Here is a 22824-nt window from a genome sequence, read left to right on the forward strand (position 1 = left end):
GATGGCAGAGTAGGTAATTAGGAATTAATGTGATAGGGTAATGAAAAAGACAATTTCTCAAGTCGTATCCGAGCGCATCCTTATTCTGGATGGGGCAATGGGTACAATGATTCAACAATATAACCTCAAGGAAGAAGATTTTCGTGGTGAACGATTTGCGCATATCCCCGGACAGTTGAAAGGGAATAACGACTTATTGTGTCTCACACGTCCCGACGTGATTCAAGATATTCATCGTAAATACCTGGAAGCAGGTGCGGATATCATCGAGACCAATACATTCAGTTCGACTACAGTTTCTATGGCTGATTATCATGTAGAAGAATACGTACGTGAGATGAATCTGGCAGCCGTAAAACTAGCCCGTGATCTTGCCGACGAATACACTGTAAAGAATCCAGATAAACCACGTTTTGTGGCCGGCTCCGTAGGACCTACCAATAAAACCTGTTCTATGAGCCCGGACGTGAACAACCCGGCTTATCGTGCTTTGAGTTACGACGAACTGGCTGCATCCTATCAGCAACAAATGGAAGCAATGCTCGAAGGTGGGGTAGACGCCATTCTGATTGAGACAATCTTTGATACCCTAAATGCCAAAGCTGCAATTTTTGCTGCCGAACAAGCCATGAAAATGACAGGCATAGAAGTGCCGATCATGTTATCTGTAACAGTGTCTGATATTGGCGGACGAACATTGTCCGGACAAACATTGGATGCATTTCTGGCTTCTGTGCAACATGCCAATATATTTTCAGTCGGTTTGAATTGCTCATTCGGTGCCCGTCAGTTGAAGCCGTTCCTGGAACAGCTGGCATCCCGTGCACCTTATTATATTAGTGCCTATCCGAATGCCGGGTTACCGAATAGTCTGGGTAAGTATGACCAGACACCTGCGGATATGGCTCATGAAGTGAGAGAATATATTGAAGAAGGATTAATCAATATTATTGGTGGCTGTTGTGGTACGACAGATGCTTATATTGCTGAATATCCCGCCCTTATAGAAGGAGCTGAACCACACGTCCCTGTCTCTGCGCCGGATTGTATGTGGCTCTCCGGACTTGAACTGCTGGAAGTGAAGCCGGAAATAAACTTTGTGAATGTCGGTGAACGTTGCAACGTAGCCGGTTCGCGCAAGTTCCTTCGTCTCATCAATGAAAAGAAATATGATGAAGCCCTTTCTATCGCCCGCCAACAAGTGGAGGACGGTGCTTTAGTGATTGACGTCAATATGGACGATGGATTGTTGGAGGCAAAGACAGAGATGACTACTTTCCTGAATCTTATCATGTCCGAACCCGAAATAGCCCGTGTTCCGATTATGATCGATTCTTCCAAATGGGAAGTTATTGAAGCCGGACTGAAGTGTCTTCAGGGTAAGTCAATCGTCAACTCTATTTCTTTGAAAGAGGGAGAGGAAGTTTTCCTTGAACATGCCCGAATCATCCGGCAATATGGAGCCGCTGCTGTAGTTATGGCGTTCGACGAGAAAGGACAGGCAGATACAGCCGCCCGTAAAATCGAAGTATGCCAACGGGCTTACCGTCTTTTGGTTGATAAAATCGGTTTTAATCCTCACGATATTATTTTTGACCCCAATGTGCTTGCCGTAGCTACGGGGATTGAAGAACATAATAACTATGCTGTAGATTTTATTGAAGCTACCGCTTGGATAAAGAAAAATCTCCCCGGTGCACATATCAGCGGAGGAGTCAGCAACCTTTCTTTCTCTTTCCGTGGTAACAATTATATTCGTGAGGCCATGCATGCAGTGTTCCTTTATCATGCCATCCAGCAAGGAATGGACATGGGGATTGTGAATCCGGGAACTTCCGTATTGTACACTGATATTCCGGCTGATGTCTTGGAAAAGATAGAAGATGTTGTTTTAAATCGTCGTCCGGATGCAGCTGAACGTTTGATAGAACTAGCAGAATCTCTGAAAGCAAACATGAGCGAAACTGCCGGACAGCCGGCTGTCAAGCAAGACGCATGGAGAGAAGGAACTGTTCAGGAACGTTTGAAGTATGCCTTGATGAAAGGAATCGGAGATTTTCTGGAACAGGACTTGGCAGAAGCTTTGCCTCTTTACGATAAAGCAGTCGATGTAATTGAAGGACCGCTGATGGATGGAATGAACCATGTTGGTGAACTGTTTGGTGCCGGCAAAATGTTTCTTCCCCAAGTTGTAAAGACTGCCCGTACCATGAAGAAAGCTGTAGCTATCTTGCAGCCGATTATTGAATCGGAAAAAGTAGCAGGAAGTGCTTCGGCAGGTAAAGTGTTACTGGCAACGGTGAAAGGAGATGTGCACGATATCGGAAAAAACATTGTAGCTGTAGTGATGGCCTGCAATGGTTATGATATTGTGGATTTAGGAGTAATGGTTCCTGCAGAAACCATCGTTCAGCGTGCTATTGAAGAAAAGGTAGATATGATCGGGTTGAGTGGACTGATTACTCCATCTTTGGAAGAAATGGCTCACGTGGCTGTTGAACTTGAAAAAGCAGGTTTGGATATTCCTCTTTTGATTGGTGGAGCCACTACATCGAAGATGCATACGGCATTAAAGATTGCTCCTGTTTATCATGCTCCGGTAGTACACCTGAAAGATGCTTCCCAAAATGCAAGTGTCGCTTCCAAATTGCTCAACCCGCAGGCAAAAGCCGAGCTGGTGAATGAATTGGAAACAGAATATGAAGCACTCCGTGAAAAGAGTGGGCTGATGAAGCGTGAAACTGTTTCGTTGGAAGAAGCACAGAAAAATAAGTTGAACCTGTTTTAAACATTGTCACAATGAAAAAGATTTTCTCTTTCTTATGTCTGATTGTAGCAGTCACTGCTATGACCTCCTGTTCTTCTGCAAAAGAAGAAAAAGGAACATCCGGAACCGGAAATGCTGTGTTGGATAATATTTTCGAGCGCAAAAGTGTGCGTGCTTATCTGAATAAAGGAGTAGAGAAAGAGAAAATCGACTTGATGCTTCGTGCCGGAATGGCTGCTCCTACGGGTAGGGATATCCGTCCATGGGAATTTGTGGTAGTATCTGATCGTGCCAAACTAGATTCAATGGCAGCAGCACTTCCTTATGCCAAAATGCTGACGCAGGCCCGTAACGCCATCATCGTCTGTGGAGATTCAGTACGCTCGTCATATTGGTATTTAGATTGTTCTGCAGCAGCACAGAATATTTTGTTGGCTGCTGAAAGTCTGGGATTGGGTGCTGTATGGACAGCGGCCTATCCTTATGAAGACCGTATGCAAGTAGTGCGTAAATATACTAACCTGCCCGATAATATTCTTCCGCTTTGTGTCATTCCTTTTGGCTATCCGGCTACAAAAGAGAACCCGAAACAGAAATTTGACGAGAAAAAGATACATTATAATCAGTATTAGTAAACAAAAGTTTTGTCTTTTCAATAATTTCCTTACATTTGCGTCTAAATTGATTAAAATCTGATACGCAAATGTTTGGAATAGACGACCCTTTTATTATTCTGCCTTACCTGCTTTCGGTGGTATGTGTGATTTTTGCTGCCTGGTTTGGGCTGAAATATTGGAATAAGGACGACGAAAAAGACGAAACCCGATGAATACATTTACTCTTGGACTAATTGTGGTAGCTTATCTGCTGTCACTGGCCTACCTCGGCTTTTTGGGATATAAGAAAACAACGAATACCAGTGACTATTTGGTAGGCGGACGTCAGATGAATCCTATCGTAATGGCACTTTCTTATGGTGCTACGTTTATTTCCGCATCTGCTATTGTAGGTTTTGGAGGAGTGGCGGCTGCTTTTGGAATGGGTATTCAGTGGCTCTGTTTCCTCAATATGTTTGTAGGGGTGGTTATAGCTTTTATCTTTTTCGGTTTGCGTACCCGGCGTATGGGGGCAAAGTTGAATGTGAGTACTTTCCCTCAATTATTAGGCCGTCATTTCCGTTCCCGTAATATACAGGTATTTATTGCTGCTGTTATTTTCATCGGAATGCCGCTTTATGCAGCGGTTGTAATGAAGGGTGGAGCCGTATTCATCGAACAAATCTTTCAGATTGATTTCAATGTTTCCTTATTGATATTTACCTTGGTTATTGCTGCTTATGTCATAGCAGGGGGAATGAAAGGAGTAATGTATACAGATGCTTTGCAAGGAGTTATCATGTTTGGCTGTATGTTATTTCTGTTGTTTTCTTTGTATCAGGTGCTTGATATGAACTTTATCGAAGCTAATAAAGAATTGACTGCCATTGCTCCGCTAGTTCCGGAAAAGTTTAAAGCGCTAGGACATCAAGGATGGACTGCAATGCCCATCACAGGTTCTCCACAATGGTATTCGCTGGTAACTTCTCTCATTTTAGGAGTAGGAATCGGCTGTCTTGCACAGCCGCAGTTAGTGGTTCGCTTTATGACCGTGGAGAGTAGCAAGCAGTTGAACCGCGGTGTATTTATCGGTTGTTTCTTTCTGATTATAACAGTAGGAGCTATCTATCATGCTGGAGCCTTGAGTAATCTTTTCTTCCTGAAAACAGAAGGAGCGGTTGCTACCGAAGTTGTGCAGGATATTGATAAGATAATTCCATATTTTATTAATAAAGCGATGCCCGACTGGTTTGCCGCACTCTTTATGTTGTGCATCCTTTCAGCCAGTATGTCTACGCTAAGTTCGCAGTTTCACACGATGGGTGCTTCGGTAGGTTCTGATATTTACGGAACTTATAAACCCCGTTCACGGAATAAACTTACCAATGTGATCCGTCTGGGCGTATTGTTCTCTATTCTGGTCAGTTATATTATTTGTTATATGTTGCCTCATGATATTATAGCCCGCGGAACTTCTATTTTTATGGGAATTTGTGCAGCTGCTTTTCTTCCGGCTTATTTCTGTGCTTTATATTGGAAGAAAGCTACTAAACAAGGCGTCATGGCAAGTCTTTGGGTGGGAACAATCGGCAGTCTGTTTGCTCTTGTGTTTCTTCATCAGAAAGAATCTGCAGCATTAGGTATCTGTAAAGCGTTATTCGGACGGGATGTGTTGATAACCACTTATCCTTTCCCTGTGATTGACCCGATATTATTTGCCTTACCATTATCTGTATTGGCTATTGTCGTAATCAGTCTGATGACCTATAAGAAATAAGTATTAGGTATTACACCTAATACTTTACTTATGCTTTTATTTTCTTTTTGTAGGATTCATAGCGCGACATAATATCTCGAACGAAATTGTAAGTCTCGATGCCACGGAAATATCCGTTTTTGCAGACAGGATCGTTGAAGTATTCTTGATTGCTTTTAAGCAAGATGAAGTTTTCTACATTATCTTTCCATACTAATTTGTTCTTCCCGTATTTTTCGGCTAGTGCCATTGCGTCATATATATGTCCCAAACCGGCATTGTAAGATGCTAAGATAAAATTGAGCCGTTCCTGCTTATCGGGAATCATGCTGAAACTCCGGTCGGTGGCAGTAATATATTTAATAGCCGCTTTCACACTTTCCTCCGGATTCTGCTCTTTGCCGGGAGGTACTCCCATTGCACGTGCTGTGGCAGGCATTAACTGCATGAGTCCTTTGGCACCTGCCCAAGATACAGCGGTAGTGTCAAAATTGGATTCTGTATACGCTAATGATGCAAGCATGCGCCAGTCCCAGCCGATGTCTTTGGAATATTTCTTGAATAAATGGTCATAATGAGATATCTTTCCTTCTTTTAAGGAGAGGATAGGAGAGTGCGGCATCATTTTACTATTCTCAAAATAACGTTTCATACTGGCTGTGTAAGCAGGAGAAGTCATGTTTTCCTGATGCCATTGGGTAGCAGCGGCTGCCAGCTCGGGGCTGTCTTTTCGTACCGCCCACGAAGAGCGTTGATCGAAACTGATGGACAGGTCGATATTTAAATTGGGATAATAGGTCTTATTAAGTCTGGCTAAATCATTGTCGGCTACCGTATACGGAATTTTTCCTTGTGCTACTTGTGTAATCAAGTCCTCAATAGTGATACTGTCATTGGTGACTTCATGAATCCGGATACCTCCTCCTAATTCACTGTTCAGATTGACGAGGCGATCATAATATTTCCCCGGTTTTACGTATATATCTTTTCCAACCAGTTCGGTTACATCTTCCAACGGCTTCTGTTTTCCTCTTCCTTGCTGAACAATTACCTGGTGAGTAATTACATCTTCGCCACAATAAAGAAGACTGTCTTTCCACTCTTTGGTGATTGGCAGATTATAGGCAATCATGTCTCCTTCGCCTGCCAATAATTTTTGGATCATTTCGTCGACGCTGTTGGCTACTTCAATCCTAAGTTTTAGTCCCAGACTTTTAGCAAACTGTTCACTAAGTTCATACTGGAATCCCATTTCTTGTCCCCGGTAAATGAAATAGGAAGTAGAACTATATAATGTCAATACAACGAGTTCGCCACTATCTTTTATTTGTGGAAGATCACGTGCTGTCTCATCCATCTTGTTATGATGCTTATTCCGGCATCCGAGCATACAACAAAATAGAATAAGAAATAAAGGAATACTCAGTGTCTTGACATTCATTTCTTAATTTTTAATTTTCAATTTTTAATTCTTAAGGTGCTTCTTGATGTACATGGTCAGTATATCAATAGCCACCCTATTACTGCCTCCTTCCGGTACAATAAGGTCGGCATATCGTTTGCAAGGTTCGATAAATTGCAGGTGCATAGGTTTTAAAACCCGTGTATAGCGTTCCATTACAGCTTCGGCAGTACGTCCGCGCTCAATGACATCTCTCTGAATGACACGAATCAGGCGTTCGTCGGGATCGGCATCAACAAATATTTTGAGGTCCATCATATTGCGCAGCTTTTTATCGCATAAGGCAAGGATTCCTTCAATGATAACCACTTCACGAGGTTCGATATGAATGGTTTCGGGCTGGCGCGTGCATGTGAGATAAGAATAGGTGGGCTGTTCAATACTCTTCCCTTCTTTCAGCGTCATGACATGCTTGGAAAGCAGACTCCATTCAAAGGCATCCGGATGGTCAAAATTGATATTCTGGCGTTCTTCAACCGGGACATGACTACTGTCTTTGTAGTATGAATCCTGTGGTAAGAGTACTACTTCTCCTGCGGGGAGGCTTTCTATAATTTTCCGTACGACGGTGGTCTTTCCGGAGCCCGTTCCGCCTGCTATTCCTATAATTAACATCTCTTTAAGTGTATATTTGAATCAAATAGATTATTTTTGCATAAACTATTAATGCGATAAACGCATTAACAAGACAAATATAGAAACTATTCATTAAAATAACAACGTAATGGTGAAACACATTGTATTATTTAAGTTAAAAGACGAAGTTCCCGCTGAAGAGAAGCGGGAGGTCATGACTAAATTTAAGGAAGCAATAGAAGCTCTTCCTGCAAAAATTTCAGTGATCCGCAAAGTAGAGGTCGGATTGAATATGAATCCTGAAGAGACGTGGAATATTGCGCTTTACAGTGAGTTTGATACATTAGAAGATGTTAAATTCTACGCAACACATCCCGACCACGTAGCTGCCGGAAAGATTTTGGCTGAAACGAAGGAGAGCCGTGCGTGTGTAGACTATGAATTATAAACCCTAAAAATAAAGATGAGAAAAATAATTTCTTTCCTGTTTTTAAGCTTTGTTGTATATGCATTGCAAGCGCAGATCAAAGATCCGGTAAAGTTTAAAACAGAGCTAACACCTCTCTCCGATACGGAGGCGGAGGTGGTATTTACGGCTGCCATTGATAAAGGTTGGCATGTTTATTCTACCGACTTGGGAGATGGCGGTCCTATTTCTGCAACATTCAATGTTGATAATAAATCGGGTGTCGAGCTTGTTGGCAAACTGAAGCCTGTAGGCAAAGAAGTATCTACTTTCGATAAATTGTTCGAAATGAAGGTACGCTATTTCGAGAATACAGCAAAGTTTGTGCAGAAAGTAAAATTCACGGGTGGAGCTTATTCAATCGAAGGTTATTTGGAATACGGAGCTTGTGATGACGAGAGTTGTCTGCCTCCTACTCAAGTGCCGTTCAAGTATTCCGGAGTGGCAAAAGCCGGAAATGCCGCTGCAACGAAAACAGAGCAACCGGAGCAAAAGGTAGTGGATAAGCAAAAAGAAGAACCCGTTCCTGCTGCTACGAAAGATTCTTCTGCGATGATGGAACTGGTGCCTGCAACTACAACCGAAGCTGCTACGGATATTCAGCCTGCTGTTGCATCGGGTGATCTTTGGAAACCGGTAATCAATGATTTACAAGCCTTAGGAGAAGAACATGGTCAGGAAGACATGTCCTGGATATATATATTCATAACAGGTTTTCTGGGTGGATTATTGGCATTGTTTACCCCTTGTGTATGGCCGATTATTCCGATGACAGTCAGTTTCTTCTTAAAACGTAGTAAAGACAAAAAGAAAGGAATTCGTGATGCGTGGACATACGGTGCATCTATCGTAGTGATTTATGTGGCATTGGGCTTGGCTATTACTTTGATTTTCGGAGCCAGTGCATTAAACGCTTTATCTACCAATGCTATTTTCAACATTCTCTTCTTCCTGATGCTGGTGATTTTTGCTGCTTCATTCTTTGGAGCGTTTGAAATCAGGCTGCCGTCGAAGTGGGGAAATGCGGTAGATAGCAAAGCTGAATCTACGACCGGATTGCTAAGTATTTTCCTGATGGCTTTCACGCTTTCATTGGTATCTTTCTCTTGTACAGGTCCGATTATCGGCTTCTTGCTGGTACAGGTATCTACAACAGGAAGCGTAGTTGCTCCGGCAATCGGTATGTTAGGATTTGCCATTGCTTTGGCGTTGCCGTTCACACTCTTCGCCCTGTTCCCGTCTTGGCTGAAATCGATGCCAAAGTCCGGTGGATGGATGAATGTTATCAAGGTTACGCTGGGTTTCCTCGAATTAGCATTTGCACTTAAATTCTTGTCAGTTGCTGATTTGGCTTATGGTTGGAGATTGCTTGACCGCGAAACATTCTTGGCTTTATGGATTGTCATCTTTGCTTTGCTTGGATTCTACCTGTTGGGCAAGATCAAATTCCCGCACGATGACGATGATAATAAGGTGGGAGTAACCCGCTTTTTTATGGCGTTAATCTCTTTAGCATTTGCCGTATATATGGTTCCCGGTTTGTGGGGAGCACCATTGAAAGCCGTATCTGCATTTGCTCCGCCTATGCAGACGCAAGATTTCAATCTGCATAAGAATGATGTACACGCGAAATTCGATGACTATGATTTAGGAATGGAATATGCCCGTCTGAACGGAAAACCGGTTATGCTCGACTTTACCGGATATGGTTGCGTAAACTGCCGTAAGATGGAGGCAGCGGTATGGACTGACCCGAAAGTGAGTGATTTGATTAATAACGACTACGTATTGATTACACTTTATGTAGATAATAAAACTCCGTTGACCGAACCCGTGAAGATTATCGAAAACGGTACAGAACGTACCTTGCGTACTGTAGGCGATAAATGGAGCTATCTGCAACGTGTGAAATTCGGAGCTAATGCCCAGCCTTTCTATGTATTGCTGGACAATCAGGGTAAACCGTTGAATAAGTCGTATGCTTATAACGAAGATATTCCTAAGTATATTGAATTCTTACAGACCGGATTGGAGAATTATAAGAAAGGGAAATAACGATTGCTCTGATAATGTCTGGTCTTGAATAATGGATAAATAAAAGCGGTCTCATCGAAACGGTGAGACCGCTTTTATTTTTTTATTTCAGAAAAAATACATACGTTTGTAACATCATAACAATACCTTTGTGCCCAAAATAAAGAAAATATGTACGCAACAGACACTCTTATAGATGATCGGGAATTAGTTCTTCGCCTGATAGACGGAGATGAAGAGGCCTTTTGCGAACTTTATGCCGCTTATAAGAATCGTTTGCTCTACTTTGCTCTGAAATTCGTCAAGTCGCGTGAATTTGCGGAAGATATTTTCCAGGATGCATTTACAGTAGTCTGGCAAACCCGTCGTTTCATCAATCCCGAAGCCTCTTTCTCTTCCTATCTTTATACTATTGTGCGTAATCGTATTTTGAATCAATTGCGGGACATGGCTAATGAAGATCAGCTGAAAGAACAGATTCTTTCTCAAGCGATTGATTCAACGAACGAAACGAATAATCATGTTCTGCTCAATGATTTGAAAGAGATTATTGCCCGTGCGTTGGAGCAATTAACGCCCCGCCAGCGTGAGGTATTCAAAATGAGCCGTGAACTTCAGATGTCTCATAAAGAAATAGCCGAAGCATTGGGTGTTTCTGTTCATACGGTGCAAGAACATATTTCTCTTTCTCTAAAAGTGATTCGTTCCTATTTGACTAAATATTCAAGTACATCAGCCGATGTACTTTTGATTCTATTGTGCTTGAATTTATAATAAATGTTAATCATACCCTAGCTCTTTCTTACTTTTGTGTATTACTTATACAAAGGGAAGGAAATTAATATCCTTATTTTGAATATATGATGAAAGATACTAAGACAGAAAAAGATAAATTGCATCGCTACTTGGATGATCTTTATACCCGGGAAGATGCTTCACAGTTATTGCAAAGTATTAAGGATTCAGAAAACCAAGATATATTGGACGAACTGGCAGCAGAGGTTTGGGAAGAATCCGGGAATCTGCAACCTGGTAATGATTTGGAGCGGGAGAAATATAAGAGAGAAGCACGCCAATTGCTGAAGCGTATTGAACACAAAAAACGTACATGGTTCCGCCGGGCTTCTGTGGTGGCAGTCGGTACAGCGGCTGTAATAGCCATTATCATAGGGAGTGTCAACTTTTTCCGGTATATGAATGCACAACAGGTCACACTGGCTGAAATCACCACTTCCTTTGGTGAGAAAAGACAAGTGACTTTGCCGGACGGAACTCTTTTGGTTCTGAACTCTTGTTCGCAAGTGCGTTATCCGGATCGTTTTGTTGGAGATCTCCGTGAAGTGGAACTTGAAGGTGAGGGATATTTCCGTGTTGCCCGCAATGAAAAGATGCCATTTATTGTGAGGACGAAGCGGCTGGATGTTCAGGTGTTAGGTACCCGATTTGATGTAAAATCCTATTCAACAGATGAAATAGTGTCTGTGAGTGTGGAGAGTGGTAAGGTACAGGTTGATTTACCGGAAGCGATGATGAGGCTGACTGCTAAAGAACAGGTGCTTATCAATACTGTTTCCGGAGAATATAGTAAGAAAACGGAGGATAGGGGAGTGGCTGTCTGGATGAAAGGCGGGTTACGTTTTTACAGTACACCTATCCGCGATGTGGCAAAGGAACTGGAACGGGTATATAATTGCCGGATTACTTTTGCTTCCGGTCAGGATTTCAACAACTTGATTACCGGCGAACATGATAACAAGAGTTTGGAAGCGGTACTTAAATCCATTGAATTTATCAGCGGTGATATCAAATATAAGAAAGAGGGCATCCATGTGCTTCTTTATAAAGAATGAGATGAATAATAGATAATGTTTAACCTTTTAAAAAATAATAGATGAAAACAGCTCCTTCATGAACCTCCCCAAAATGATAGAAGCACTCCAAAGGAATGCCTCTATCCGCAATCCGGACGGATATTCATAAGCTTCGACCCAAATGAATAACGTATCGCGCATTGCTTGTTTTTAATAACTTTAGTCAATTACTAAAACGCACAAATTTATGAATAATCTTCTTATTTGTAAAGGGATAAGTAAAAATAGCTGTTCGTTTTTAGCTTTTTTACTATTCACCTTCATTTTAATAGCTCCGGCTGCTGCTCAGACATTGAAAGAGCATGATATTACGCTTCGTGTGCAAAACGAGCCGGTAGAGAGTGTTTTCAATAAAATCAGCAAACAGACTAATTTTAAGTTTCTCTATGATCAGGAGACGGTGAACAAGGCTCCGAGAGTTTCTTTCGACATTAAAAATGCTTCATTAAAACAGATTCTGGGAGAAATTACTTCCCAGGCCAAGCTTTATTTCAATAGGACCGATCATACAATTGCTGTTAGCAAACAGCCGCTTAAGAAAGAAGAAACTGTTCAACGTACACGTACTATACAAGGTATTGTTGCAGATGATAAAGGAGAACCGGTGATTGGTGCCAGTGTGCAGATTAAGGGAGAGGGTAGTGGTACGATTACCGATATCGACGGACGTTACTCAATCATGAATGTACCGGAGTCTGCAACATTGACCATCTCTTATATTGGATATAAAACGGTAAATATCTCTGCAAAGGATAAAAATACGGCGAAAATCACGTTGGTAGAAGATAGTAAGATGATTGATGAGGTAGTAGTGGTGGGATATGGAGTTCAGAGGAAAAGAGACGTCTCTACTTCTATTTCTTCCGTGAAAGCTGAACAAATTGCGGACGTTTCTGCTTCAGACTTTCGTCAGGCGTTGGCGGGTAAGATGCCGGGGGTACAGGTTACACAGCCAAGTGGTGATCCGGAGGGAAGTGTAAGTATCCGTGTTCGTGGTATCAGTACGGTTAATGCCGGTAGTGATCCTCTTTATATTATTGATGGCGTGCCGGTAGAACGTGGATTTGCCAATCTGAATAATAATGATGTCGAATCTGTGGAAGTTTTGAAAGATGCTTCGTCGGCAGCTATTTATGGTAGTCGCGGTTCCAACGGTGTCATTATTATCACGACCAAGCAGGGACAATCGGAAAAGATGAAAGTGCAGTATGATGGATATTATGGCATCCAGAGTGTTTCGAAGAAACTTTCAATGATGAATGCATATCAGTTTGCCGAATTTGCAAAGGATGGTCATGACAACGCTTATCTGGATGCTAATCCCGGAGGGTCACCGGATGACCCGAACGGAATGCGCCCGAACTCATGGGAACGTATTCCTACCGAACTCTTTCCCTATCTGAATGGTGATAAGGGGTTGACGGATACGGATTGGCAAGATGCTATTTTTCGTACTGCTGCTACTACCAGCCACAATGTTTCTATTTCCGGCAGAGGAAAAACAGTCGGCTATTTCATTTCTGCCAACTATTATGATAAAGAGGGTATTATAATTAATTCCGACTTTAAGAAATATAGTATGCGTATGAATTTGGACGGGAAATATAAAAGACTGAAATTCGGTCTGAATTTCTCGCCTTCCTATTCTACTTCCAATCGGGTAGATGCTTCCGGATCTAATGGTATTGTGCAATCGGCATTGATGATGCCTCCGGTATGGCCGGTGTATAATGCGGATGGCAGCTATAATTATCAGGGAAACGGCTATTGGAGAATTGGAAATGACTATCAGCATAATGCCGTATTGAACCCGGTAGCTATGGCAAACTTACAATCGGATGTCGTAGACCGTATGGCGATTGTCGGAAAAGTTTTTGCTGAATTGGAATTGTATAAAGGGCTTACCTATAACATTTCTTTTGGTGGCGATTATTACGGTTCGCATAATGACCAATATCGTTCTTCGGAACTTCCTTTATTGGGACAGAAGTATTATGATGTAAAGTCAAATCCGACAGCCTACAGTTCATCAGGTTTTTATTTCAACTGGTTGGTGGAGAATAAAATCAATTATAACACAACGATTAAGGATGCTCATTTTATCAATGTGGTCTTAGTACAGTCGGCTCAAAAAGAGACATATAAAGGAGATAATGTGACGGCAACCGATTTCCCGAACGACTATATACAAACAATTTCCGGAGGTACGGTGACGAAAGGTGCATCTGATAAAACCCAATGGACGATTGCTTCTTATCTGGCACGTATGCAGTACAGTTATAAAGGTAAATATATGGCTTCGGCAGCTATTCGTGCAGACGGTTCTTCCCGTTTTGGAAAGAACAATCGGTGGGGATATTTTCCTTCAGCTTCTTTGGCGTGGAGAATAAGCGGAGAAGACTTCTTTACGAAGGCTAGGTATCTGTCGTTTGTTGATGATTTGAAGTTAAGAGCGAGTTATGGAGTGACCGGTAACTTCCAGATTGGCAATTATGATCATTTGTCTCTGATGGCTTTGGATAATTATGTGCTTGGTACAGGAAACGGACAATTAGTGAATGGTTACAAGCCAAGTACCATAAAGAATGAAGATTTGAGTTGGGAAAAGAATGCGATGGTGAATGTGGGCATCGATTTACAGATGTTCAAAGGATTGCTGGGACTGACTGTGGATTATTATAATACCAATACCTCTAATATGTTATTGAATGTACCGGTTCCCCACCTGACCGGATATAGCACTGCATTGATGAATATCGGTAAAGTGAATAATAGGGGATGGGAAGTTGCCTTGACCTCACAGAAGAATATAACTAAAGATTTCGGTTATTCGTTCAATGCCAATTATGCCACTAATACGAACGAAGTGAAGGCACTCGGTCCGGGTAATGCTCCTATCATATCTACCGGTAGCGTAGATCATGCTTATTACATAACGAAAGTCGGTGAACCTATCGGATGTTATTATCTGTTGGTGCAGGATGGAATTTTCTCCAATGAAGAAGAATTAAAGAAGTATCCTCATTTTAGCAATACCCAGCCGGGAGATTTCCGCTTTGTGGATGTCGACGGGGATGGAGTGATGGACTTGGATAAAGACCGTACGATCGTAGGTAACTATATGCCCGATTTTACTTATGGGTTTGGTGGTAAAGTCTGGTTTAAGGGATTTGACCTTGATTTTAATTTTCAAGGAGTATATGGTAATGAGATTCTGAATCTGAATCGTCGTTACATTGATAATCTGGAAGGTAATACCAATGGTACCACTATAGCCTTGAACCGTTGGAAAAGTCCGGAAGATCCGGGAAACGGTCAGGTGAACCGCGCCAATCGTAAGTCAAAGGGGTATAATGGCCGTACTTCAACTTGGCATCTGGAAGATGGTTCTTATCTGCGATTGCAGAATGTGACGCTAGGATATACCTTGCCGAAGAACCTGACTCAACGCTTTTTCGTGGAAAAATTGAGAGTTTACGTTTCAGGACAAAACTTGTGGACTTCGACTGGCTATAGCGGATATAATCCGGAAGTAAATGCACGTCCGAGTAATTCTCTTTCACCGGGTGAGGATTATGGAACTTATCCATTGGCTAAAACATTCTTGTTTGGGCTGAACATAACACTTTAATCATCCTTTAAAATACACGTTATATGAAAAAATATAAACTAATACTACTCCTATCAACTGCCTTGTTATCAGTTGCTTGTGCAGATAGTTTCTTCGATTTGGAACCGAGTAGCAGTGTGCCTACCGACAAGGTATATAAGACAGCGGAAGATTTTAATGTAGCCGTGATAGGATGTTACTCCAAATTGCAGACACAAGTTTCCTATTTTACAGAGTGTTGCGAATATCGGAGTGATAATCTGACATTGAGTGCGCCCACCGCCGGAACTCAAGACCGTTATGATATCGATCAGTTTGCAGATAAAGCCTCTAACGGAATTCTGGAAGATGCTTGGGCGAACTTTAATAATGGAGTCTATCGTTGCAATCTTGTATTAGATAGAATTGATGAGGCCAACTTCGATGCGACTCTGAAAAAACAATATAAAGGCGAAGCTCTTTTCATCCGTGCCCTTACTTATTTTAATATGTATCGTTTGTGGGGAGGGATACCGATGACTAATAAGGTGGTGACAGTGGCAGAAGCTCTTAAAATCGGGCGCAGTTCCGATCAACAGGTTTATGATTTTCTTGTCGGTGATTTGAATCAGGTTATTAATGAAAATATGTTGCCGTCTTCTTATACAAGTGCCGATATGGGACGTGTGACTTCCGGTGCTGCAATGGCGTTGCTCGGCAAGATTTACCTGACTTTCCATAAATGGACGGAAGCCCGCAATGTGCTATCCCAACTAGTGGGTCGGTATTCTTTAATGACTACCCCCGAACAGGTGTTTGACGTGAACAATAAAATGAATGATGAGATTATTTTTGCTGTTCGCTTTAATAAAGATGTCGAAGGAGAAGGACATGGATATTGGTTCTCTATTATTAACCTGACTGATGATACCAATCAGACAAAGTCTCTGAAAGAGTGTTACAAAGAGGGAGATAAGCGCAAAGATCTGATTACCTATGTAAAGGTGGAAGATAAAGTATGCGTGATGAATAAATTTAAAGATGTCAAAAGTGCGACCTATAATACGGTCGGTAATGACCAGATTATTCTCCGTTATGCCGATGTGTTGTTGATGTACGCCGAAGCTTTGAATGAAATCAGTTATAGTAATTTGCAGAATTCAGAAGCTATGGTTGCTTTGAATGCCGTACATACCCGTGCCGGATTGTCTCCGCTTCAGATAACAGAGCTTCCCGATCAGGATAGTTTCCGTAAAGCGATTATGTTGGAACGTCAACAGGAGTTTCCTTATGAGGGACAGCGTTGGTTCGATTTGGTACGTATGGGAGGTGCTAAGGAGGCTATGAAAGCAGAAGGACATATTATTCAGGACTACCAATTCCTGTATCCTATTCCAAAAACGGAGTTGGAAAGAATAAACAACACAGAACTGTTGTGGCAGAATACGGGATATTAATAGGATTAAACTAAAAGAAATCAAACGATGAAAAAAATACTATATAGCTTGTTGTTTATTTTCACGGTAGTCTTTACTGCTTGTGAAGAAGATCTGCCAAAGGCAAGTTTCGGTTTATATGAACTGAAGTCACTAACGGCAACAGCCGGAGATATGAATGTGACTCTTTCCTGGGAAGCATACGAGAATGCCCGTCCGAATGAATATTTGATTCTTTGGACTTCCGGATCATCAGAAGCGGAAGGAGGCGAGATGACTGTGGATGCAAAAACAATGACTGCCACTATCAATAATCTGGTGAATGATGTTGCTTACACTTTTTCTGTGCAACCTCGTTATGCAGGAGGATTGGCCAGTAAAACTACTGCTGCCTGTACACCGAAGAATGCAAGATATCCGATTTCTGATCTGACGGCAGCAGCCGGCAATGAAAGAGTGCGTTTGAGATGGACGAAACCTGCAAGTGAACGTTTCACTCGCTATCTGGTTACCGTGAATCCCGGTAATCAGATTATCAATCTGGATGATACTTCATTGGAGGAATACATCGTTGATGGTTTGACTAATGATCAGGAATATACATTCAATGTAGTCTGTGTTTATCCTACAGGCAATTCTATTGCGGTGGAAACTTCTGCTACTCCCGGATTGATCTATCCTATTCTTGCTAGTACGGAACTGGTTGTGTGGGAACCTTCTACCTTTGCTTATAACGATATGTATTTCATGGCTGGTGAAGTGAAATCGGTAAGTTGGGATTTTGGTGATGGTACGACATCAGGAGAAAACAATCCGGTACATGCTTTTGCTACTACCGGTACTTATACAGTGGCCGTAACGGTGACTTATGTTAATAATACCACCGAGTCGGGCAGTCTGACTGTCACGGTCGGCAATTATAAATGGAATTCTGTCGATTTGAACTTCGGTGGGCTTACCGGATATGTAAAGACTTCCAATCCGGTGTTCTCTCCGGATGGAAAAACAATGTATATCCCGACATCTACTCCTGCAGGTCATTTGTTTGCTATTGATGTAGTGAGCGGTGAATTTAAGTGGGTGTTTGCTATCAGTCAGATAACCTATGGTGGAGGTGCGTTGGTGGCTCCTGATGGTACAATCTATCAGTGTGTAAGAAATGCCGCTATTAATAATGTATATGCTATTAATCCGAACGGAACTCAAAAGTGGGCAGTAAAATTGGATGCTGCGATAGGAGCTTTCCCTGCATTGTCGGCCGATGGTGTTCTTTACTGTCTCACCAATAAGAGTACGTTGTATGCGCTGGATGCATCCAGTGGTGCTATTAAATGGCAACAATCGCTTGACGGAGCAACCGGTAGTGCTGTGGCTATTGATAAAGCCGGAAATGTTTATGCAGGTACAAGTGCAGCCATTTATTCTTTTAAATCGAATAAAGAGCAGAATTGGAAATTGGAAGAAGTGAATGTGACAGAACAGGCTACGTTTGCTTTGAAGGATCAGGTACTTTATGCGACTTTGAAAAACGGAGGACTCGTTGCTGTTGATATGACAAACGGAACAAAGAAATGGACGTATCCGACTACAAAAGGAGATGCTTATTTCCCGATTGCTGATAAAAATGGCAATGTCTATTTTACTGAAAAAGGATCGCAGACTGTTCATGCAGTAAATGCCAGCGGATCTAAAATCTGGGAGAAAAATGTGGGTAACAATTTGAACTACAGTGGAGGTGCTTTGAGTACGGATGGTATTCTTTATATAGGTACCCAATCGAATAACAAAGTGCTGGGACTTGACATCACTAATGGAAACATTGTTTTTGAAGAGACTGTGGGACAACAGGTCATGGCAGCTGTTAGCATTGGCCCGGACAGACGGCTTTATTGCGGAACGATCGGATCTAATAATATCGGTTCGATAAAGGCTTTTGCTGTCAATAAGACATTAGCAACAGACTCCTGGAGTATTCGTGGTGGTGATATTCAAGGTACAAACCGTCAAAAGTAAGCGATAATGAGAGTTTCTGTTTTTATCTTATTTATGGCGATGACAATGGGGTTATATGCACAGAAATATAAAGTAGGTACGACTACAGCTTTGTGGAAAGTACCTGCTTCCACAGACTTTTCTCAAGCCCGGTCTGTGGGGGTGGAGTATGTGGAAGTAGCATTTAACCAGTGTTATAGAGGAGTTCCGGCAGGTGAAGTCATCCCTCGTATCCGGGATATGAAAGCAAAAATTGATAGTGCCGGTATCAAGGTCTGGTCTATACATCTTCCTTTCTCACGCACGTTGGACATATCGGTGCTGGATGAAAAGAAAAGGAAAGAAAATGTAGATTTTATGGCGGAGATGATTGGACAGTGTGCTCAATTTCAGCCGAAATGTTTGGTATTGCATCCTAGTTCTGAGCCTATTACTGACAGTATTCGGGCACAAAGAATAACTAACGCTTCCAAGTCTATCGCTTATCTGAAAAAATATGCGGATCAAATAGGAGCACAGTTGTGCATCGAAAATCTGCCGAGAACTTGCCTGGGTAATACTCCTGAAGAGCTTTTGGAGATAATCAAAGATATTCCGGGTGTGAAGGTTTGTTTTGATACCAATCATTATACTAAAGGGACGACAGGGCATTTTGTAGAAACTGTTGGTGAGCGTATAGGTACTATACACGCTTCGGACTTTGACTTTGTCAACGAGTGTCATTGGCTTCCTACACAAGGTGACATTCAATGGGGAAAGTTAATGCATGCACTCGAAGGAATCGGCTATGAAGGGGTTTTCATGTATGAAGCTACCAAAGACCATGAAAACGACAATACGCGTCCGACACCGGAACGGGTGGTTGAGACTTTCAATAAAATAATTAATGACTATAAAAATCAGAAATAAGATGGATATAATAAGAAAAATACAATATTTACTGTTTTGTCTTTTGGTAATAGGTTTTGTTGCTTGTGATGATGATGACAACAACTGTACCGAAACAGGTCATGAAGGAATTCTTACGCAATTGGCAGAGGAAGTAGATGCCACTGCACAACAGTTGTGGAGTTCTTCTCCTTTGATTGTCAATACCGGACGTACCACTACTTTGACCAAGATCCAGGGATATGCGGATAAGTGTAAAGATGATTATTTCATCAGTTATCTGAATGGCTTCGATCAGGCAAGTACGAGTATGGAAAAGTGTGATCCGATTATCTATTTTTATCGGAGTGCATTTGATCGTGTAATGGATGGAATTAAAAACTCAAAAGTAGAAAATGGTACGGCAGCGATCTGGTTACTCTATAATATGGGGTATGTGGTAAAAACTCCGTCAGGATGTTTTGCTATTGACATTTCTCATCGTTGGGCGAAAGAGCTGGCACCTTATATTGATTTTCTCTGTGTTACACACAAGCACTCCGATCATTATAGTAATGATCTTATCCAGGCTATGTTTGATTTAGGTAAACCGGTGTTATCCAACTATTTGAAAGACACGACATATCCTTATACTGCAAAGGGGGATAAAGATTATGAAATTGGAAAATTCAAGATTAAAACCTGTATCACTGACCATAACAATGCCGGGTTATCTAATTTTGTGACTGTGTTTTCGATCGATTGTGGGGAAGATACCGGTAATTTCGTTTTTATGCATGTAGGAGACTCTAACTATAAACCGGAACAATATACGAATCTGGCTTCTCATGTGAATGTTTTGATACCGCGTTATGCTCCCAATGCTCTGACCGAAAATAATATTCTGGGTTCAGGTGCGGGACAGGTGGAGCCCGATTATGTCTTGTTATCACATATCTTGGAACTGGCTCATGCAGGTGTTGATGAATCAAGATGGTCATTGGATATGGCACTCGAACGGGCTTCGAAGATTAACTGTGAACAGACTTATGTACCAATGTGGGGAGAAAAACTAGTCTGGAAAAACAATAAACTGAACTAAAATTCTTAATGCTTGAACTTATGAAACGGATATGTAACTTCATACTTCTTCTGTGTTTGGTGCAACTGGCTGTTGCTCAAAATAGAATAGCTGAAATCAGAGAAAATCTGCTGGGAAATCATCCAGATAAAATATTGGTTGTATCCCACCGGGCTGACTGGCGTAATGCCCCGGAAAACTCATTGCAAGGTATACAGAATTGCATTGATATGGGTGTCGATATGGTGGAGATCGATTTGAAACGAACCAAAGACGGACATTTAGTAGTGATGCATGATAAAACGATCAATCGTACCATGTCTGGAAAAGGACTGGTGGAAGATTATACATTGGCCGAATTGAAAGCAATGCGTCTTAAAAATGGAGTAGCTTGTAAGACAAGACATCAGATTCCTACATTGGAAGAAGTGATGTTGCTCTGCAAAGGTAAGATCATGGTAAATATTGATAAGGGGTATGATTATTTTCAGGAAGCTTATATTGTACTCGAAAAGACGGGAACGGTTGACCAGTGTGTTATCAAAGCCGGCCTTCCTTATGAACAAGTGAAAGCCGAAAACGGTGCTGTATTGGATAAAGTGATTTTTATGCCTATTGTACAGTTGCATAAAAAAGGAGCCGAAGCTATTATTGACAGTTACAAGACTCACATGAAGCCTGCTGCTTATGAGTTAGTGTTTGATAATGATAGTCCTGAGGTGCTTAACCTGATAAAAAAAGTGCGTGATACGGGTTCTAAGTTGTTTATAAACTCTCTTTGGCCCGAATTATGTGGTGGTCATGATGACGACCGTGCAGTAGAACTTCATCAACCGGATGAAAGCTGGGGATGGATCATTAATCAGGGAGCCAAATTAATTCAAACTGACCGTCCTGCCCTCTTATTGGAGTATCTGCGCAAAAAGAAACTTCACGACTAAATAGACTTTTTCATGTTGAAACAACTTATAAACTTTTACAAGGTCTCTTCACCGAGACCTTGTAACGGGGAAGCTTTGTCTTCATCCGGCTCACAACATCTTCATTCCGATGCCCGTCGTCTGAAATACCTGAAATGGTCTACTTTCCTTTCAGCCACTTTCGGTTACGGCATGTACTATGTTTGTCGTCTTAGCCTGAATGTCGTGAAGAAGCCCATCGTAGATGAAGGAATTTTCTCCGAAACAGAACTGGGAATTATCGGTTCGGTATTGTTCTTTACTTACGCCCTTGGAAAATTTACGAATGGTTTTCTGGCCGACCGTAGCAATATCAACCGCTTTATGACTACCGGTTTACTGGTAACTGCTTTAGTGAACCTGTGCCTGGGTTTTACCCATTCTTTTATTCTGTTTGCTCTCCTTTGGGGGATTAGTGGCTGGTTTCAGTCTATGGGTGCTGCTTCTTGTGTAGTGGGACTTTCCCGTTGGTTCGCGGACAAAGAACGAGGTTCCTATTACGGATTTTGGTCTGCCAGCCACAATATCGGTGAGGCGTTGACCTTCCTAATTGTTGCGTCTATCGTTAGTGTATTGGGGTGGAGGTACGGTTTCTTCGGTGCCGGTATTGTTGGTTTGCTTGGTGCTTTAATTGTGTGGAAGTTCTTCCATGACACTCCCGAGAGTCAGGGCTTTCCTCCTGTGAATGCTCCCAAACAGAAAGAGGAGATGAGTGTGGTGGAAACGACAGACTTTAATAAAGCCCAACTCCAGGTATTGATGATGCCTGCCATCTGGATACTGGCTCTTTCGAGTGCTTTTATGTATATCAGTCGCTATGCTATCAATAGCTGGGGTGTTTTTTATCTAGAAGCGCAAAAAGGATATTCCACGTTGGATGCCAGCTTCATTATTTCCATCTGTCCGGTCTGTGGTATCGTAGGTACCATATTTTCGGGTGTTATTTCTGACAAGTTATTTGGCGGTTGTCGAAATGTTCCCGCCCTGATTTTCGGATTGATGAATGTTCTTGCACTTAGCCTGTTCTTGTTGGTTCCCGGTGTACACTTTTGGATAGATGTGTTGGCCATGGTTCTTTTCGGTTTGGGTATCGGAGTTCTCATTTGTTTTTTAGGTGGCCTGATGGCAGTCGATATTGCTCCCCGTAATGCGTTGGGAGCAGCATTGGGGGTAGTTGGCATTGCCAGTTATATTGGGGCCGGATTACAGGATGTAATGAGTGGTGTTCTGATAGAGGGGCAAAAGACGGTTCAGAATGGAGTCGATGTTTATGATTTCACTTATATCAATTGGTTCTGGATAGGAGCGGCTCTGCTGTCGGTATTCTTTGCATTATTGGTTTGGAATGCAAAATCAAAAGAGTCAGATTAGT

17 protein-coding genes are annotated in these 22824 nt (G+C 41.9%); 15 read left to right on the forward strand and 2 right to left on the reverse strand.

Annotation, left to right across the window (positions count from 1 at the left end; translation table 11 throughout):
- The first annotated feature begins 40 nt into the window (after positions 1 to 40).
- From metH to CJF29_RS08420, 4 genes are all read left to right on the forward strand, one after another.
- Positions 41 to 2788: a methionine synthase gene (gene metH, locus CJF29_RS08405; RefSeq protein WP_099146400.1), complete on the forward strand. Its 2748-nt coding sequence runs from the start codon at positions 41 to 43 to the stop codon at positions 2786 to 2788.
- Between the two features lie 11 nt (positions 2789 to 2799).
- On the forward strand, positions 2800 to 3399 hold the full coding sequence (locus CJF29_RS08410; RefSeq protein WP_004296933.1) for a nitroreductase family protein: 600 nt from the start codon (positions 2800 to 2802) through the stop codon (positions 3397 to 3399).
- 71 nt (positions 3400 to 3470) lie between these two features.
- Positions 3471 to 3596, forward strand: a complete 126-nt coding sequence (locus CJF29_RS08415; protein ID WP_004296931.1) for a symporter small accessory protein — start codon at positions 3471 to 3473, stop codon at positions 3594 to 3596.
- A complete protein-coding gene (locus CJF29_RS08420) occupies positions 3593 to 5140 on the forward strand; it encodes a sodium:solute symporter family protein (RefSeq protein ID WP_074556392.1) in 1548 nt (515 codons plus the stop codon). Before CJF29_RS08415 ends, CJF29_RS08420 begins: the two co-directional genes overlap by 4 nt.
- Positions 5141 to 5168: 28 nt before the next feature.
- Here the strand turns inward: CJF29_RS08420 and CJF29_RS08425 are convergent, their stop codons facing one another.
- On the reverse strand, positions 5169 to 6560 hold the full coding sequence (locus tag CJF29_RS08425; RefSeq protein WP_074556393.1) for a transglycosylase SLT domain-containing protein: 1392 nt from the start codon (positions 6558 to 6560) through the stop codon (positions 5169 to 5171).
- 24 nt (positions 6561 to 6584) lie between these two features.
- Positions 6585 to 7196, reverse strand: coding sequence for a uridine kinase (udk, locus tag CJF29_RS08430; protein ID WP_008648370.1), 612 nt, complete (start codon positions 7194 to 7196; stop codon positions 6585 to 6587).
- Positions 7197 to 7305: 109 nt separating this feature from the next.
- On the opposite strand from udk, the gene CJF29_RS08435 reads away from it, so the two are divergent.
- The 11 genes from CJF29_RS08435 (at position 7306) to CJF29_RS08485 (ending at position 22823) form a co-directional block, all read left to right on the forward strand.
- Entirely contained in the window at positions 7306 to 7605 is a 300-nt protein-coding gene (locus CJF29_RS08435; protein ID WP_099146401.1) for a Dabb family protein, read from the forward strand.
- Positions 7606 to 7620: 15 nt separating this feature from the next.
- Positions 7621 to 9678, forward strand: a complete 2058-nt coding sequence (locus tag CJF29_RS08440; protein ID WP_176553121.1) for a protein-disulfide reductase DsbD family protein — start codon at positions 7621 to 7623, stop codon at positions 9676 to 9678.
- A 150-nt stretch (positions 9679 to 9828) separates the two neighbouring features.
- Complete coding sequence (locus CJF29_RS08445) at positions 9829 to 10431, forward strand: RNA polymerase sigma-70 factor (RefSeq protein WP_099146403.1); 603 nt, start codon at positions 9829 to 9831, stop codon at positions 10429 to 10431.
- Positions 10432 to 10517: 86 nt separating this feature from the next.
- A complete protein-coding gene (locus tag CJF29_RS08450) occupies positions 10518 to 11507 on the forward strand; it encodes a FecR family protein (RefSeq protein WP_176553122.1) in 990 nt (329 codons plus the stop codon).
- 208 nt (positions 11508 to 11715) lie between these two features.
- Entirely contained in the window at positions 11716 to 15159 is a 3444-nt protein-coding gene (locus CJF29_RS08455; protein WP_099146404.1) for a TonB-dependent receptor, read from the forward strand.
- Between the two features lie 23 nt (positions 15160 to 15182).
- The gene (locus CJF29_RS08460; protein ID WP_099146405.1) at positions 15183 to 16574 is read left to right on the forward strand and encodes a RagB/SusD family nutrient uptake outer membrane protein; all 1392 of its coding nucleotides are present in this window, start codon (positions 15183 to 15185) and stop codon (positions 16572 to 16574) included.
- A gap of 27 nt (positions 16575 to 16601) precedes the next feature.
- A complete protein-coding gene (locus CJF29_RS08465) occupies positions 16602 to 18566 on the forward strand; it encodes a PQQ-binding-like beta-propeller repeat protein (protein ID WP_099146406.1) in 1965 nt (654 codons plus the stop codon).
- A gap of 6 nt (positions 18567 to 18572) precedes the next feature.
- The gene (locus CJF29_RS08470) at positions 18573 to 19454 is read left to right on the forward strand and encodes a sugar phosphate isomerase/epimerase family protein (protein ID WP_099146407.1); all 882 of its coding nucleotides are present in this window, start codon (positions 18573 to 18575) and stop codon (positions 19452 to 19454) included.
- A gap of 1 nt (position 19455) precedes the next feature.
- Positions 19456 to 20514, forward strand: coding sequence for an MBL fold metallo-hydrolase (locus CJF29_RS08475; protein WP_099146408.1), 1059 nt, complete (start codon positions 19456 to 19458; stop codon positions 20512 to 20514).
- Between the two features lie 20 nt (positions 20515 to 20534).
- A complete protein-coding gene (locus CJF29_RS08480; RefSeq protein ID WP_004305975.1) occupies positions 20535 to 21434 on the forward strand; it encodes a glycerophosphodiester phosphodiesterase family protein in 900 nt (299 codons plus the stop codon).
- Positions 21435 to 21446: 12 nt separating this feature from the next.
- Positions 21447 to 22823 (forward strand): MFS transporter, encoded by a 1377-nt coding sequence (locus CJF29_RS08485; protein ID WP_099146409.1) that lies wholly within the window; start codon positions 21447 to 21449, stop codon positions 22821 to 22823.
- Position 22824: the final 1 nt, after the last annotated feature.

This window comes from Bacteroides celer, assembly GCF_002632415.2.
Taxonomy (GTDB): domain Bacteria; phylum Bacteroidota; class Bacteroidia; order Bacteroidales; family Bacteroidaceae; genus Bacteroides.